The 17,538-nt window shown below is 46.1% G+C and carries 13 protein-coding genes; 8 read left to right on the plus strand and 5 right to left on the minus strand.

Annotated elements, in window-relative coordinates:
• Positions 1-35 precede the first annotated feature (35 nt).
• From AC6EJC_RS14730 to AC6EJC_RS14755, 6 genes are all read left to right on the plus strand, one after another.
• On the plus strand, positions 36-1,883 hold the full coding sequence (locus AC6EJC_RS14730; RefSeq protein WP_444954610.1) for an ABC transporter ATP-binding protein: 1,848 nt from the start codon (positions 36-38) through the stop codon (positions 1,881-1,883).
• A 373-nt stretch (positions 1,884-2,256) separates the two neighbouring features.
• A complete protein-coding gene (locus AC6EJC_RS14735) occupies positions 2,257-3,039 on the plus strand; it encodes a muscle M-line assembly protein unc-89 Uncoordinated protein 89 (protein WP_444954611.1) in 783 nt (260 codons plus the stop codon).
• 361 nt (positions 3,040-3,400) lie between these two features.
• The gene (gene arfA / locus AC6EJC_RS14740; RefSeq protein WP_444954612.1) at positions 3,401-4,915 is read left to right on the plus strand and encodes an arabinosylfuranosidase ArfA; all 1,515 of its coding nucleotides are present in this window, start codon (positions 3,401-3,403) and stop codon (positions 4,913-4,915) included.
• A 420-nt stretch (positions 4,916-5,335) separates the two neighbouring features.
• The gene (locus AC6EJC_RS14745) at positions 5,336-7,231 is read left to right on the plus strand and encodes an HSP90 family protein (RefSeq protein WP_444954613.1); all 1,896 of its coding nucleotides are present in this window, start codon (positions 5,336-5,338) and stop codon (positions 7,229-7,231) included.
• Positions 7,232-7,255: 24 nt separating this feature from the next.
• Positions 7,256-8,317, plus strand: coding sequence for a hypothetical protein (locus tag AC6EJC_RS14750; RefSeq protein ID WP_444954614.1), 1,062 nt, complete (start codon positions 7,256-7,258; stop codon positions 8,315-8,317).
• Between the two features lie 88 nt (positions 8,318-8,405).
• On the plus strand, positions 8,406-9,152 hold the full coding sequence (locus AC6EJC_RS14755; RefSeq protein ID WP_444954615.1) for a glycerophosphodiester phosphodiesterase: 747 nt from the start codon (positions 8,406-8,408) through the stop codon (positions 9,150-9,152).
• Positions 9,153-9,318: 166 nt separating this feature from the next.
• Here AC6EJC_RS14755 and AC6EJC_RS14760 read toward each other — a convergent pair whose 3' ends face one another.
• The 5 genes from AC6EJC_RS14760 to AC6EJC_RS14780 all read right to left on the minus strand — a co-directional run bounded on the left by AC6EJC_RS14760 (position 9,319) and on the right by AC6EJC_RS14780 (position 15,037).
• Complete coding sequence (locus tag AC6EJC_RS14760; protein WP_444954616.1) at positions 9,319-10,146, minus strand: class I SAM-dependent methyltransferase; 828 nt, start codon at positions 10,144-10,146, stop codon at positions 9,319-9,321.
• A 144-nt stretch (positions 10,147-10,290) separates the two neighbouring features.
• Positions 10,291-11,172 (minus strand): UTP--glucose-1-phosphate uridylyltransferase GalU, encoded by an 882-nt coding sequence (gene galU, locus AC6EJC_RS14765; RefSeq protein WP_444954617.1) that lies wholly within the window; start codon positions 11,170-11,172, stop codon positions 10,291-10,293.
• Entirely contained in the window at positions 11,169-11,591 is a 423-nt protein-coding gene (locus AC6EJC_RS14770) for a GtrA family protein (protein WP_444954618.1), read from the minus strand. Before AC6EJC_RS14770 ends, galU begins: the two co-directional genes overlap by 4 nt.
• A gap of 3 nt (positions 11,592-11,594) precedes the next feature.
• Positions 11,595-12,686: a glycosyltransferase family 2 protein gene (locus AC6EJC_RS14775; RefSeq protein ID WP_444954619.1), complete on the minus strand. Its 1,092-nt coding sequence runs from the start codon at positions 12,684-12,686 to the stop codon at positions 11,595-11,597.
• A 17-nt stretch (positions 12,687-12,703) separates the two neighbouring features.
• The gene (locus AC6EJC_RS14780) at positions 12,704-15,037 is read right to left on the minus strand and encodes a glycosyltransferase family 39 protein (RefSeq protein WP_444954620.1); all 2,334 of its coding nucleotides are present in this window, start codon (positions 15,035-15,037) and stop codon (positions 12,704-12,706) included.
• Between the two features lie 288 nt (positions 15,038-15,325).
• On the opposite strand from AC6EJC_RS14780, the gene AC6EJC_RS14785 reads away from it, so the two are divergent.
• On the plus strand, positions 15,326-16,012 hold the full coding sequence (locus AC6EJC_RS14785; protein WP_444954621.1) for a response regulator transcription factor: 687 nt from the start codon (positions 15,326-15,328) through the stop codon (positions 16,010-16,012).
• Positions 16,009-17,499 carry a sensor histidine kinase gene (locus tag AC6EJC_RS14790; protein WP_444954622.1) on the plus strand — a complete coding sequence of 497 codons (1,491 nt, stop codon included), beginning with the start codon at positions 16,009-16,011 and terminating at the stop codon, positions 17,497-17,499. Before AC6EJC_RS14785 ends, AC6EJC_RS14790 begins: the two co-directional genes overlap by 4 nt.
• Positions 17,500-17,538: the final 39 nt, after the last annotated feature.

The following is a 17,538-nucleotide window of genomic DNA, read 5'->3' on the forward strand; positions in this document are numbered from 1 at the left end:
GATAATAATAGATATAAAAGAAAGGGATGGAATGCATGGAACGTGAGGCATACCATTTGAATATAAGAGCTATATTTCATTCATTCCAATATTGGCCGAAGTTAACTAAGTTATTATGGAGTACAGAACCTATCTATTTTATTATCATCTTTTTTGGTTATTTTCTAAAAGGGATACTCCCGATTGCCAACCTTCTTTCCATACAGTATTTGGTTTCTGAAATAGAGACTAGAACATTATCGCATACTCTTCACATAAGCGCAGTGTTCCCTGTAATTCTTGTGATGTTTTCTGGTTTGCTTATTTCAAGTATAATTGAATATTCGGATAAATTGTTCCAAGTTTCACTGATAAATAAATTACAAACATTAATAGTATCACAAACATCAACATTTAGTCTTGCGGATTTTGAAAGCCCGCAAGTACATAATCAACTCAAAAGAGTACAAAACGACTCAATAGATAGACCTATTCAGATTTATAAAGAACTCATTAATTTGTTAAGTTCCATGGTTACGTTATGCTCTAGTATCGCCATTTTAATAGCATTCAGATGGTGGATCTTACTCATTCTTGTTGTTTCTCCCCTAGCATCTTTTTATTCTTTATTGAGGTTCACACAAATTCAATATGTAGCCAAGAAAAAACGGGCTCCTTTACAACGTAAATCCAGGTATATTAATTACTTATTGACTAATGAGAAGTCTTTTAAAGAAATCGTATTGTATCAACTTAGTGACTACTTTACAGCAAAATATAAGGGCATTTTTGATGTTTTCTACAAAGAGGATAAGTATTTAGCCAAAAAACGTATTGCGTTATATTTGTCTTTTCAAGTAATAAGTACATTATTTATAGCCATTGCTTTGATTATGATTATACAAATAACATGGAAAGAAGAATTTCTCATTGGCAGTATTTATGCATTAGTTCAAGCAGTATTATTAGCTAATCAAAATATTAACACAGTATCTCAAGGATTGATTTCATTGTGTGATCATAATCTGTATCTAGATGAATTATTCGCTTTTTTTAACATAAAACATAAACAAGACAGTTCTAGTATGTTGCTAAGAGAATCAGGTATACAAACTGATTCTACGATAGAATGCATAGAATTTAAAAATGTTTCATTTGCCTACCCAGATCAAAAAGAATTGGCTCTCAAAGATATAAGTTTTAAAATGAAGCGTGGTGAATCTCTTGCTCTAGTGGGCAGGAATGGATCAGGGAAAACAACAGTGATAAAACTTTTAATGGGATTATATGAAGATTTTAAAGGGGATATTTTAATTAATTCTATCTCGATTCGAAATTATCATAAAGAAGTACTTTATAAAAAAATAGGCGTTATATTTCAAGATTTTGTTCAATTCGATTTTTCAGTAAGAGAAAATATAGGTTTTGGCAGTATAGAACATCTTGAATTTGATACTAGGATATGGAAATCAGCACAACATACAGGAGTAGATAAGGTAATACGAGATTTGCCTAATCAATTAGAACAACAGCTAGGAAGAAACTTCGAAGGGGGTATACAGCTTTCAGGAGGGCAGTGGCAAAAGATAGCTATATCCAGAGCGCTCTTCAAAGATGCTGACGTTTACGTATTAGATGAGCCTAGTTCATTTCTTGATCCAGAATCAGAAAAACAAGTATTTCGCCAATTTCAAAATTTTGTTATTGATAGGCTTTGCCTCTATATTTCTCATCGTTATACCTCTGTTCTATATGCAGGTAAAATTTTAGTTCTGGATAAGGGTCAGATTATAGAAGAAGGAACTCACCAAGAACTAATTGAAAGTCGAGGGCTTTACTATGATTTATTTTCTGATGAAATTAATACATTCCAGGAAGCGCTAGTTACTAATGATACACGCTAACTGTGTATAGGGATTCCGGCATATATTTGGACTGGGAACAGTATTGTTTTTTACCTAGAGAAGTAGACTATGTAGAATACACAAGTCATAGTCACAAGAACGAACAGCGGAGCTTCTCTTTGGGAGAGGGGCTCCGCTGTTTTTGTTGTACATAGATATATTTATATATGAGTTAGACAATATTGAGGGGACAATGTACGAAGTTTCCCTTTCAGTCTGTAGATTCGAGTCGGTGTAGCTGTAACGGAGATATTATATTTGATAGCAAGGAAGACTCAGGCAGCGTATATTGGGAGGGGTTGCTTATATATGACAGCTTATTAAACCGATATATTTCTAGAATCACTTATTAGAAAGAATTGGAGGTTTTAGGATGAATGTATCATTTACATCATCTCACCAATCTCCGTTCCGCACCACAGATAATAACCGACTTGAACTACGGCATCCCATTTCCAGTCAGACTGAAAGGAAGAGTATAGGTAAGCCGCAAAACAAGGTTATTCAACAATTGACAGAGCAAAAGCAAAATTTGATGGAGAGGCGTTCGGACTATATAAGTAATGCTCTAAAACGTGGCCTCGGTCCGGAGGCTGTAAAAGCTGAAATGGAAAAGATAGATATGCAGATTCAGCAAATTGACGAGAACATTCAAAAGCAGTCACTGGAAGAACGAAAAAAAGCTTTTGGCGTGGATGAGGACAGTAAAAAAGAAGCTCAGGAAGGTAAAAAGGAGGAATATACGCCCAAGACTGCAGAAGAGCAGAAGCAAAGTCTGATCACCTATACGATGCATAGTATTGTATCTGCAAACAACGAGTTGAAGAATTCCGAAATCACTAAAATGGCACAAATCACATTAGAAAGCGAAGCTAAGGGTTGGGAAAACACTAACCCTGCAAGATCAGCTGTATTGCGTGAGAAGGCAGCAGGTCTTGATGGTAAAATTATGGAGATCTCCGCGAATATTAATGAGCGTATCGGTGATGCAGTGAATAAGGAACCGGCGATTACAGATCTGGATGAACAGAAGGATAAGAAGGAAGTGAGTAAAGACGCTGGCAGGGAGTGGACTGAACAAGAGCTCAATGCCTATCTGGACTCGACTAAAGACGGAGTGAAGACTGCAGGAACGAAGGTAAATATTACAGTCTGATCCGACTATTATGTGCAGGGTGCGCTGAATCTCCTGTGCAGGCGGAGGGTGCTTGCAAACGAAGGCTATCATTCGAAGAAGCACCCTCCGTTTTTACGCTAATGGAAATGAACAGCAAGACTATTATTGCTACTTAGCAAAGTGGCTATTTACTAAGTAAGTTTGTTTATAAAAAAAATAATTAGAAGTGCGTAACCAATTGCTTATCGTTTATTATAAATGTTAATAATAATATTAAGTATTTAATAATAATGTTGACTATAATAAATATGGTGTGTTATATTAAAATCGTAAATAAAACGGCTTTTTTTTCTTAGAGGTACAACGGATTTTATTTTCGCATTCAGAGAGGATGGTTTAGGTGGCAGCAGCTGTAAAAGCAAAGATGATCGTAGACAAGTCTTTTCGTATTGCTGAAGTCGATAAACGCATTTATGGCTCTTTTGTAGAGCATCTCGGGCGTGCCGTATATGGCGGCATTTACGAGCCTACTCATTCAACTAGTGATGAAAGCGGTTTCCGAAATGATGTTAAAGAGTTGGTAAAACAGCTTGATGTTCCTATTATACGCTATCCGGGCGGCAATTTTGTATCCGGTTACAATTGGGAGGATGGTGTCGGTCCAGTCGCGTCCAGACCTAGACAGTTGGAGCTGGCATGGAGAACGGTCGAGCCGAATGAAGTGGGTACGAACGAATTTTTTAAATGGGCCAAGGATGTTGGCTCCGAAGTGATGATGGCGGTTAATCTGGGTACGCGCGGAATTGATGCTGCGCGTAATCTGGTGGAATATTGCAACCACACAGGCGGCTCCTACTGGAGTGATCTACGTCGTAGTCATGGTGTAGAGCAACCACATAAGATTAAAACCTGGTGTCTTGGTAACGAGATGGATGGCCCATGGCAGATTGGTCACAAGACAGCAGAAGAATATGGCCGTCTGGCTGTTGAATCTGCAAAAGCCATGAAGCTGATTGATCCTGACATTGAGCTTGTATCCTGTGGCAGCTCCAGTTCCACAATGCCGACGTTCCCAGAATGGGAAGCAACCTCACTGGATCATACCTATGAGGTAGCGGACTATATTTCCTTGCACCAATACTACGGCAATCATGACAATGATACGGCTAATTATCTGGCACGCTCTATGGATATGGATCATTTTATTCATACGGTCATTTCAACTTGTGACTATATCAAAGCAAAGAAACGCAGCAAGAAAAAAATGATGCTCAGCTTTGACGAATGGAACGTATGGTACCACTCCAATGATGCGGACAAAAAAATTGATCCATGGTCTGTGGCACCACCTCAGCTTGAGGATATCTACAACTTTGAGGATGCGTTGTTGGTGGGCAGCATGTTGATTACGTTCCTGCGTCACGCGGATCGTGTAAAAATGGCTTGCCTCGCCCAACTGGTCAACGTTATTGCGCCAATCATGACTGAGAATAACGGAAAAGCGTGGAAGCAAACGATTTTCTATCCGTATTTGCATGCCTCCCGTTATGGTCGTGGAATATCGCTGATGCCTGTAGTGGACTCGGAAAAATACGATTCCAAGGATTTCACGGACATTCCTTATCTGGATAGCGCTGTGGTTTATGATGAAGAGGGAGATGCTCTGACTGTCTTTGCAGTGAACCGTCACTTGTCTGAATCGCTGGAGCTGACGGTAGATGTACGCAGTTTCGAAGGCTACCGCATTGTCGAGCATACTGTACTGGAGCATGACGATCTCAAAGCGACCAACAGTCCAGCCGGTGAAAAGGTTACGCCTCACAATGGCGGCAATGCCAAGCTTGAAGACGGAATTGTAAAAGCTCACTTGAGCAAAGCATCGTGGAACGTCATCCGTCTCGCTAAGTCTCATTAATTCTCTTCTGTAAAAGGTACAGCCACGGCTGTACCTAAATAAGCTCGCATTCTCTCTTGTAAGGGTATTACAGGAGCAGCAATGCGGGCTTTTTGTGTAAAATGAGCCATTTGTCCCTCCATAGATATAGTGTTCCAAGAGAAGGATAAATTTTAAATAAATATTATGTTTATTACTAAATTTAACTAGATAAAGATGATCCTTATTCACTAAGTGCTTATACTCCATACATTTTTATGAAGTTAATTAGACCCAGTGCCGGACTTACCAGATGAAAAAAGACCCTGTTATATCGTTGTCAATGTATTGATATCTGAAATGCAGGGTGTGCAATCCGACTTGAATCCACGTTATACTTTAAAAAATAGTCTATTTAAAACCAGGTGATAGTTGTAGCCTTTCGAGAAAGGAATGATCTGTATGAGTCAGACAGACGAATATCGTTTTCAGGTGAACTTGGGCGGTATGATTGATATTTTGGCCAATCATTTATATAGCAGTCCACGGGTGTTTATACGTGAGGTTCTGCAAAATGCAACAGATGCGATCACGGCTCGCAAGGAGCTACGGAAGGCTACTGCTGAACGTAAAACATTGAAAGAAGACAAGGCCCCTGAAGATACAGCTTTTGAGAGTAACGACTATGAAGGTAAAGTCATCGTGGAGTTATCTGGTTCCGGGGAGCAACAGGTATTGATGATTCAGGATAACGGCATTGGATTGTCGGAAGAAGACATTCACCGTTTTCTGTCGATCATCGGCCAGTCTTCCAAGAAGGGAGCTGATTTGCTGGCCTCGGAGACTTCATTTATCGGACGCTTTGGGATTGGGTTGCTATCTTGCTTTATGGTGAGCGATGAAATTGTGGTACTGACCCGCTCGGTGAAGGAAGGCATCTCCATGGAATGGAGAGGGAAGCCGGACGGAACGTATACGATTCGTCGATTGGAGACCGAGCTGCCTATAGGGACGCAAATTTATTTGCGCTGCAAGCCGGGAAGTGAGTTTTATTATGAGCCAGCGCAGGTGGAGGAGTCTTTATTCTATTATGGGGCGTTGCTGCCGTATCCGGTCATGCTGTCTGTAGACGGGGAGACCAAGCGCGTCAATCTTCCATCGACGAGCTGGATGCAGAACCCGGAACAATTACGGAGTCGCCGGAGTGAGGTACTGGATTTAGGCTATCGCCTGATGGGCGAGCGCTTCAGTGATTTTATACCGTTGCGGACGGCATCGGGCAGAACAGGCGGGATTGCATTCATTTTGCCTCGCAGTGTTAATCTGAACAGCAAGCGGCTGCATCGGGTGTACTTGAAGCATATGCTGGTGTCGGACAAGGCGGAAAATGTTTTGCCGGAATGGGCATTCTTCATTAAAAGCCTCATTTGGACAGATGAATTGCAACCAACGGCATCACGTGAGTATTTTTATGAAAATGAGCAGCTTGACGATGTTCGTTCTGAACTGGGGACCTGTATTCGGGAAGAACTGCTACGCATGGCGCAGTATGAGCCAGACCGCTTGCAGCACTGGATTCGTTTGCATGAGCTGTCCATGAAGGCGCTCGCCGTGGAGGATGATGAATTTTTGCGGATAATGTACCGTTGGTTTTCCTTCGAAAGTACATTTGGGCGGCGTGAGCTGAAAGAACTGATCCAAGAGGCGGACGGACGTCCACTGCATTACACATCGACAGTAGATGAGTATCGTCAGATTACGCATGTGGCGGCGGCGCAATCCATGCTGGTGATCAATGGTGGCTATATTTATGATTCAGACATTTTGGAAAAGCTGCATTGGATTGACCCTAACCTGCAAACAGAGCGTCTTAGCCCTGAGGAGGTATCTCTTTCATTTACCGGGCTAACGCAGGAAGAGCACGAGAGTTATTACGGTGTGCTACGTGTCATGGATGCTGCTTTGCAGCCGATGCGTTGCCGTGCTGAGTTGAAGCGTTTTGAGCCTGCGAGTTTGCCAGTGTTGTATACCATTTCTCAGGATGCACTGACCTTGCGCTCCATGGAAAACACTGTCGAGGAGACAACCGCGCTTTTTTCCAATGTGCTTGATAGTCTGAAAGCGGGAGTCCAGCAAAATTCGGGCTATTCCACCTTATACTTTAATCTAAACAACCCGGTGGTTGCGCGAATTTTTGAAGCTACCGATACACAGATGATCACGGCTGCTACAGAAATGATGTATGTGAATGCGCTTATGATGGGTCACTATCCGATGAACCGCAGTGAGTTGGGACTGATGAATCGGAGTGTGCTGCATTTTATCAATTGGGGATTAGGGAACGGACACAATACGTAATTGCGTAATTATAGGGGGAGCCAAATGGAAGATACGATATATGAATTGATGGAACAGGCGCAGGATCTGCCCGGAGGGGCAGCAAAGCTGGCGATTCTGGAAGAAGCTGTCCGCTTGGCAGACACTTCCGGGTTGAAGGAACTTGCTTATGAAATCCGGGGAGAGATTGTAGACTGCGCTATTTTTAACGGATATCCATTGAAGTCGCTGATTGCTTTTTCGTGGCAGCTGGGCCAATTTGACCAAAATCCAGAGGAATACGACGCAGATGAGCTGTTGTGGAATTACAAATGGATACTCGGGAAGGTGTGCAGCTTTTCCAATATATCGAAGACTCAAATAGAAGATCTGGCGGAGGATATGCGCAGACGTTATGCCGAATACGGGTATAATGAGCGTCCATATTACTATTATAAGTTCCGCATCGCGATGGATATGGGAAAACTGGATGAAGCACGGCGGTATCTGGATACCTTCCGCTTGGTCGAGCGGGACAGTATGAGTGATTGTGAGGCCTGCGAGCAGAGCCAGATGGTGCGGTTCTATTATTTGACCGGAGAAGACGAGCAGGCGCTTGCCGTGGCAAAACCGATTTTGTCGGGTCGCATGAAATGTGCAGAAGTACCGCATGTGACGCTTTCTCAGGTATTATTGCCGCTCTATCGTCAAGGGGAAGCAGCTCAGGCGAAGGACAATCATCGCAAAGGCTATCGCCTAATTCGGGATGACCGCGACTTTCTGAAAACGATAGCGGAGCATATCGAATATTTGGCGATTGCAGATCCGGTTCAAGGAATCGAAGTGGTAGAGCGTCATCTGCATATGGCGCTGGACTATGAGAGCGGGCTGGAGCAGATGTATTTTTATGCGACGATGGTGAGTCTACTGCAAAAGTTGGATACTTCGGGAGAAAAACGGTTGATCCGGTTGCCGGCTTCCTTGGAATGGGGTAAAGAGGATCGCACATTGACAGAAATCATTGCGTATTTTAGACCACTGGCGGAGTCGGCGGCAGCTGAATTTGATCGACGGAACGGGAATACGTTTTATTCGGATTGGATCGGGAAGATTGTTCAAACGGCCTAGAAGATGAGGCAACTGTGACGAACATTTTATACAGCCCAAACAATCAGCAGGTATAATGTTCCTGTGAAATAACAGGAGGGGTTATGTTGTGACTGTAACCGAAAAGGTGATTAATTTCGCACACCGCGGAGCTTCAGGTGTATGTCCTGAGAATACGATGGCGGCATTCCGCCACGCCTTGGAACTGGGAGCAACAGGTATAGAAACGGATGTGCAGCGTACCCAAGATGGGCATCTGGTGCTGATTCACGATGAGTCGCTGGAGCGTACGACAGGTTGCCCACTGGATGTAAGAGATATTACGCTGGAAGAATTAAATAAACTGGATGCGGGCGGCTGGTTTGATGAGAAATTCCGAGGTGAGCGGGTGCCGATGCTGGATGAGCTACTGGAACTAGCACAGTCCTCGGATACAATCATTAATCTGGAGTTGAAAAACAGCATTTATCTCTATCCGGGTATAGAGGAAGAGGTCATTGCTGCTGTGAAGCGTTTTGGGTTGGAACAGCGGGTAATCATATCCAGCTTCAATCACGAATCGCTGGCGCTCTGTGCGCAGCTTGCTCCTGAAATCAAGACGGGGGCGCTGTATATCGAAATTATGGTTCGTCCATCGGAGTATGCCACCCAATTCGGGGTTACAGCACTTCATGCCTACAAACAAGTTGTTACACCAGAAGCTGTATCAGAGGCTTTGGCATTAGGCGTCGTCTACCACCCATGGACGGTGAATGAGCCAGAAGAAATGAAGCGTCTGCTGGAGGCTGGGGTGAACGGCATCATCACGGACTACCCTGATCGGTTGGCGCACTTATTGGCTGTTCGCTCTTCCTAAGTCGAAGACACATCGGAACTGTGACTAAGGTTTGCAAGGATATGACTGTAGCTATTTATTGAAGCAAAAAAGGCTCTCCTGTACGCACTCGTTTTTGCGAGGCGAGGGAGGGCCTTTTTTGCCTTAAGCCGAAGAGCGTATCATCCACGATGACCTTGATTCCTTTCTACTTGATGCCGAGCCGCATCCGATAGCTGAACAGGATGTCTAGTGTTCTGCCCTGAAAATGATTCTCTACCAGCTTCACGAAGCGGGCTATATCGTTGTCAAGCGCTCGATTGCCAAGTTTGAAGAGACTTTGAATACCCCCTTGGCTGAGAGCGAGCCCTGTATAGCGAGCTGCGTCACACTGCTCACGGTTATGGAAGACAATCTCCCGGGTATATCGGAATTGTCCGCTGCGGTGCAGATTAGCTAAATGCTGATCCTTGCTCCATTTATGAGCTTGTTGCTCTACTGGGGCTTCTTGCTCCAAAAGGGTATCCGCTTTGGTGATAAGCTCTGTATAAGCTTGCTCTATCTGCCATTGCAGCACCGGAGGCCAGTCACAGTCAAAGGCCGCGAACACACCGCCCTGAGCCAAGACCCTGCCCGCTTCCTGAAGCGTGCTCTCGGGGTCCATCCAGTGAAAGGATTGAGAGCAGGTGATGACGTCTACAGTTCCGTCCTCAAAGGGTAGGTTGTTGGAGAACCCGCTTTTGAAGGAAATGGTTCCTGCCATTGTCGTTCCTGCTGTCTCCAGCTTGTGCTGCGCTTTTCCTCTCATGTCCGGGTTAGGCTCGATACCGACGATTTGCCGAGCGGCGTTTTCCCATATGAAAGTTGAAAGTCCTGTACCGCAGCCAATATCGGCAACTAGCTCTACGTTTCGCTCCAGATAGCGGCTGATGATTTCCACGACGAGTGACGGCGCTTCCGGGCGGTGTTGATCGTAGTTGTCGGCAAAACCGTTGAAACGATCCACATTACTTTGCAGATTTCCCTCAGGGATCATAGGTCCTTTTCCTCCTTAGTTTCGACCGGGCGGCCGTGTAGATTCAAATGCTGCTGTACTCCTATATTGTACAAGTTTACATGTTCATCCATCTACTCTCGTGATTTCACAGCACCCGTCGGATTTCGGAGGGAGGAAATTCCCCTATTTTATCATTGAAGCAAGCGCCCACTCGCGCATCATGGAGTCAAGCATCGGACGCAAATCTTCGCGTTGCATACCCATGTGGAGCACGGCTTCCAGATATCCAGCTTTATCTCCAATATCATAACGTGTGCCTTCCAGTTCCAATGCGAGCAGTTGGTTCTGCAATGCTACTTGATGAAGGGCATCTGTCAATTGGTATTCACCGCCCGCTCCAGTGGACAGGTTTTCCAATATAGAGAAAATGGAAGGCTCCAATACATACCGACCAATGACTGCCTGCCGCGAGGGGGCCTCTGCCGGAGATGGTTTTTCAACAAGTCCACCGACTTCATGAATGAGACCGTTCTGGTGAGTGGAGTCAATAATGCCGTATTTACTCACATCCTGTTCTTCCACCGTGCGCACGCCGACCACTTGCTTGCCAGTCGTTTCGTAAACATCCATCATTTGACGGATCGCCGGGGTGGAGGAATTCATAATATCATCGCCCAGCAGCACGGCGAAGGGCTCATCGCCAATGAACTGACGAGCACAGCGTACTGCATGTCCCAGGCCGAGGGGTTCTTTTTGACGGATATAGTGAATGACTGCTTTGCCCCCGATGCTTTGAACTTCACGCAGGAGATCATATTTACCTTTGCTCTCCAGTACCTGCTCCAACTCTACAGACTTGTCAAAATGATCCTCGATGGCTTTTTTATTACGCCCCGTTACGATAATGATGCTCTCAATTCCGGACTTGATGGCTTCTTCTACGATATATTGAATAGCCGGCTTGTCTACGATTGGAAGCATCTCTTTCGGTAAAGCTTTCGTAGCTGGTAGAAAACGGGTTCCTAATCCGGCGGCTGGAATAACAGCTTTTGTAATTTTTCTCATAGAAACTCACTTTCCTTTCGGGATGGGGAACCGAATACCCAGTATCGGCTCCCGATATAATTGATGATCATTCCGGCTGCGGTCGCGATCAGCTTGCCTAAAGCAAGTGGCAGCTCGGTTCCAGTGTGAAGCACCTGCAGTAATAAGGAGGTTATCCCTAATGCGATGAGGTTGATGACGATAAATTTAGGTAATTGACGCTTATTAGTGTCGTTTGATAGTTGTTTGTTGAATGTCCATTTGCTGTTCAAAATATAACTGTTAGCTGTGCCGCAGCTGTACGAAATGATCTGCGCTACAATGACCGGTACCCCGACCCAAGCCAACAGCATAAAAATGATATAATCTACGCCCGTATTCACCAGACCTACGATGCCAAATCGGATCATAGGAAGCAGCTGGGCCATGCGACTTTTCATAGGTTAGGCTCCATGACCGGATTTGGGTCCGGTATATCCCGCGCTGTTGCCGCGTACTGTGCGTCCGGCCGAAATCAGACTGTCACGGGCTCCTTGCATGTACAGGGAGTCACGTTGTTCAGGGACTTTCATAGCATGTGTCGGACCGTTTTCGTATTGTCCACCCAGATGCTCACGGACAATGTAGAGCGGACGCGCTTTGGTTTCGTCATAAATCCGTCCAACATATTCACCCATAATACCGAGAATGATCAGGATCACGCCGTCAAAGATCAGGCTGATGCTAATCATGGACGACCAGCCCTTCATCACATAGGAATCGGTAAAAAAGTTGAGAAATAATACGTACATCAGATACAGGAAGCCGGACATGGACAGAAGTGCGCCGATATAACCTGCCAGTTTGAGCGGTTTAATCGAAAAGGATGTGATCCCGTCCAGGCTGAGCTTGATCATGCGTTTAAGTGGATACTTGGTTTCGCCTGCGAGCCGCTCATCGCGCTCATATTCAACAGCGGTTTGTTTGAACCCGATCCAGCTGACCAGTCCACGAACGAATCTGTTATTTTCCGGCAGCCGTTTCAATTCTTCTATGACCTTGCGATCCATTAGGCGGAAGTCCCCGGTGTCGACTGGGATATTAATATCCGTTGATGCTTTAAGTACACGGTAGAAGAGGCTGGCAGACCATTTCTTGAAGCGAGTTTCGCCATTGCGTTTGAGCCGTTTGGCGTAAACCACTTCATAGCCTTCCTTCCACTTGTTAGCCATCTCAACAATCAGTTCCGGCGGGTCCTGGAGGTCGGCGTCAATGACGACGACCGCCTCTCCCACCGCATAATCCATCCCGGCGGTAATCGCTAGCTGATGACCAAAATTGCGAGAGAAATCAATCAATACAATGGTGTCATCTCTGAGACTGAATTCCTTGATCAATTGGACGCTGCGGTCCGAACTTCCATCATTTACGAAGATCAACTCGTAGGGCTCACCCATTGAGCCCATGACTTGTTTCAGCCTCCGGTAGGTTTCCGTAATAACGGCTTCCTCGTTGTACATCGGAATAACTATGGAATAACGGATGGGTTCACTCATTCGTAGTTCCTCCTCATTTATAATGTGATTTCGTATAAAGTACTGCTTCCGCCACGTTCGTCTCCGCCAGGTCCACCTTGACCATCCTGAGCGTTCGCATTGCTGTTTGTGGTGTCGCTTCCGCTCTCGGTTGCTTTAACGTCTGTACTTGTTTCGCCTGTTGTTGTTTTCCATTCATCTGTAGGGATCACTTTGCCGTGTTCTTTGATCCATGCAGTGACTTCAGAGTTACCGCCGTCCGGTCCGCCGCCTCCACCAGAAATCATGAAGTACTTCACTTGGCCGCTTTCGACCAGCGCCTTGATTTTATCGACGGTATAGACTGGATCGGAAGATACAAAGCCGTTCATAATAATGACTTTTTGTCCGGCCTCAACCAGGTAAGGAGCAGCTGTTGAATAATTACTTGCCGCGAAAAGGTAGGTTTCACCTGTGTTATTTTTTTGCAAATAGCTCAACGTTTTTTGATCTAAACTTTGACTACCGTTCGGTCCTCCCATTCCTCTGGAACGGGTAGAAGATTTCTGTTCCGCGTCTGTACTTGTTTGTGTGCTTGAAGTATTTCCATCAGAGCTGGATTGTTTTGTATTGTTGGTCTGGTTACTCGTTTGAGTTCCTTCAGCTTGTTGTCCATTGGCGTTCTGGTCTCTGTTGCCTTCATTGCGGCCTGGCATCCCGCCACCACCACCGCCACCAAATTGAGTCGGTCCGGCTTGTGGAATCATGCTGTTCCCCCCGTAGGTGATCGGTGTCAATGCCCAGTACACAGGGCCGATGAACATAGCGAGTACACTTGCAATGATGGCATATCTCGTTAACTTCTCAGATTTCAATCGTGCTACTACCAGCAGCACCGTGCCGATGATCCCCAGGACCAATACGGCGATGGACCAGCCACTACCGATGGTGTCGTTGTAATTTTGCAGGACGAACCAGCCAAATACCGAGGTCGCCAATACCGCTGCGGGTAACAACCAGGAGAGCCAGCCAGAACGCTCACGATATTGCTGCCACAATTCCACGAATCCAGCCCCGAAGAGCGCTGCAATCGGTGATGCGAGCATAATTAGGTAATAATGATGGAAGAAACCTGCTACGCTGAAAAATGCAGCTATGGGAATCAACCAGGCCAGCCAGAAGATGACTTCTTTGTGTTTTTGTGTGATATTACGGCGTCGAATGCTTGCAAGTAGGCCGATGGAAGCAATTATTGCGAACGGAAGTAGCCAGCTGGCTTGACCTGACAGGGAAGATTGGAACAACCGCAAAGGTCCTTTTTCGCCAGTGCCGAACATGCCGCCACCGGAATTTCCTCCCGGTCCACCGCCTGGACCGCCCTGGCCACCTTGCCCGTTGCCGCCAAATCCACCCGGTGGCATTTGACCACCTGCACCGAATCCGTCTGCTGTCATGTTGTTGGCACCAGAGTCACCCGTAGTGGTAGTGCTGTCTGATGATGTAGTCGTCTGAGCCTGATCCGAGTTCGTATTGTTGCTATTCGTTGTAGCTTTATTGTTCTGCTCCGTGCGTTGACCGCCACGAGTACCACCTGTTCCCTGATCTCCTGTCAGACGGGACAGGCCGTTATAACCAAAGGCCAAATTCAGTACAGAGTTTGTACCGCTACTCCCCATATAAGGGCGTTCGTCTGCTGGAGTGGAGTCCACCACGACTGCCCAAGAGAGCGACACGATCAGGAGGACGACTGCCGATCCTGCCAGTGTTACTGCTTTTCGTTTCCAGTTAAACTTGGAGGCCAGTAGATAGAACAGTCCCAAAGCAGGAACGATCATATAGGCTTGTAACATTTTTTCGTTAAAGGCGATGCCTACGACTGCAAAAGCTGCGAGGATCAGCCCTGTTTTGCTATTTCTAATGCCTCTGAACAACAGCCATGTTGCGAGCAATAGTGTGAAAACCAACATAGCGTCGATGTTATTCGTGCGGCTGACCGCTACGGCTATCGGTGTCGTTGCCATGGCGAAGGCGGCCAATCGTGCGGCCATCGTACCGAAGCTCGGTTTGACGAGTAAGTAAACGAGCAATACCGATCCGACCTGAGCCAGCGCTTGCGGCAGGATAACGCTCCATCCGTGAAGCCCGAATATATAGGCGCTCAACGTCTGAATCCAGAACACCACAGGCGGTTTGTCTACCGTTACCGATCCGGCAGAATCAAGTGAGGCGAAAAAGAAGTTGTGAAAGCTCTGTAGCATGCTTGCTACGGCCGTCGTGTAGTAGGTGTTTACGTACTTGTCTTGCCAGATGTTGTATCCGTTCAAAAATGCGGATATCAGCATGATGATGATCAGGGGGATGTCCGCCCTGGTCTTAAACCATTTCTTAATCATGTTCAGTCCACTCCCTGTGAAAATTCTTTGTATTTATTCCGTTGTTCTAGCCGCTATCTTCAGGACTGCGGAATGACCAGTCACATCTGATCTTGGCCCGGTGAACTACCGGCTTGCACTTATCATGCCAGACGTACCTTAATTGGTTCTGAGCGCTCCCTGAACGTTAGCTGAAAGCTGAGCAGGGGTGCTTTTTTTACGACAAGATTCAGGTATATTAGATACAGGTAAAAAATGAACCGACTTTTATATGAGAAAAACGCGGCAACATGAAAGGGAAGATTAATAATGAATCCAATACACGGAGTTAAAATTATGCTGGCAGACGATGAGCCTCATATTTTGCAATTTTTAGAGCTTGGACTGATTAATGAAGGATATGAAGTCAGAAGCGCCGAGAACGGGAGCGATGCGCTCGATTTGGCCAGAGAGTTTCGTCCGCATGTAGCGGTGCTGGATGTGATGATGCCTGAAATGAACGGTTTTGAGGTTTGTCAAAGTCTCAAGGAGACGGAGGATAACATCGCGATCATTATGCTGACAGCCAAGGATGATGTAGACGATCGGGTGAAGGGATTAAAACTCGGCGCGGATGATTATATCGTAAAGCCTTTCAGTTTTAATGAGCTGCTGGCTCGCATTGAAGCGCGCCTGCGCAATCAGTTCCCCGATCTACTGGGGGAAGTGGTTCACGGGCCTTTTCAAGTGGATGATCGACGGAAGGAAATTCGTTATCAGAGTCAGGTGCTGGAACTGTCGCCTACCGAATATGAACTATTGAAGTTTCTGGTGCTAAACCACGGAATTGTGCTGAGTAAAAGTCGTATTCTGGACCGGGTATGGGGGTACGATTTTGGGGGCGAGGATAATATTGTTGAAGTGTACATTCGCTCCTTACGTGAAAAACTCAAAGATAAGGAGCACCGGGTCATTCGTACGCTGCGCGGTGTTGGATACCGGGTGGATCTGCTATGAAGGCGGGTGGGAAAAGTCGGAGAAAATATGCGCTCCGTTCTCTCCGATCCCAGCTGTTGGCCAGAACGTTACTCATTTTGGCTTTGCTGCTCGTATTGATCGGTTTTCTACAATATTTTCTAATGAAAGATTTTCTGTATCGGAGTCGGGCGGACGCTATGGATACGCAGCTAAATTCACTTCCTGCCGATTTATTGATTAAGGATTCGCAGGAGAAGAGCGGGGTCACCGCTCCCCAAGAAGGAACCAATCGGAGGAATAATCGACCGGGGCCGTTTTTGTTTTGGCCGGATATGTCGCTCGCTTCTATAGATACAGACGGCACTTTCCAGAGCTTGTCCAACGAAAACGGACTTAAGCCGCCACGTCTCACCACTGAGCAATATCATGCGATGCAGCAGAGCATACGCATGCGTCACGGCTATCAATTAATCACGGATGCTCAGGGGAAAGAGCAACTGGTTGTATTCCGTCCGCTCGGTCCACCTGACCGTTCGTCCGGTTTACTTCAAATGGGCGTATCCACGACTTCTATGCAAGAGCAGTTGATTAATCAGCTCCGCACCTTTATTTTATTGTCTCTGATTGCGCTTGCGATTGGGTTGGCGCTTATGCTTCCTGTGCTGCGCCGCACGTTGGTGCCCCTTTCCAGGATGGTCGAGGCAGTCAAACGTATTGATGCGGGCAATCTGGACGAGCGCTTCGACGCTGAGCAGGGGCAGTATGAGGTGGATCGCTTGGCGGTTTCATTTAACGGGATGCTGGAACGGCTGGAGCATTCTTTTGCTGCCGAACGGGAATTGCAGATGCAGATGAGACGATTTATTGCGGATGCTTCCCATGAACTACGCACCCCGCTCACGTCTATTCACGGCTTCTTGGAGGTGCTGCTTCGTGGAGCAGCATCTAATCCGAAGCAGCTTCAACCGGCACTAGAAAGTATGTATGGTGAATCCAAGCGGATGAATAAGCTTGTCTCTGATCTACTATTGTTGGCTAAGCTGGACCGAACACCGGAGTTGAAGCTGGAAGACATATCGCTAGATGCGTTGCTGCTGGAAATGAAACCGCAACTTCTTATGCTGGCAGGCACACGTAAGGTGGTTTTTGATATGACGGCAGGGGTAAGGGTGTTGGCAGAAGGGGATAAAATCAAGCAGGTAGTGCTCAATCTGTTTCACAATGCTGTTCAGCATACCGATATGGAAAGAGGTGTGATCCTGGTAAACCTGTCCGCCGGTAAGAAGTTGGTAGATATCCAAATTCGTGATAACGGACCAGGCATGAGTAAAGAACAGCTGGAGCGGATATTTGAGCGATTTTATCGTGGAGATGAATCGCGTACACGCAGCTCAGGCGGAGCGGGCCTTGGTCTGGCTATTACACAGTCTATCGTGGAAGCACACGGCGGGAATATTACGGCCGAAAGCACACCGGGAACGGGAAGTGTATTCAAAGTAACGCTACCTTTAGCGGGAACAGTATAGTATTTCAGGTTATGGCGTAACATAAAAATAGCCCCCCGA

Source organism: Paenibacillus sp. TY11 (genome assembly GCF_059772165.1).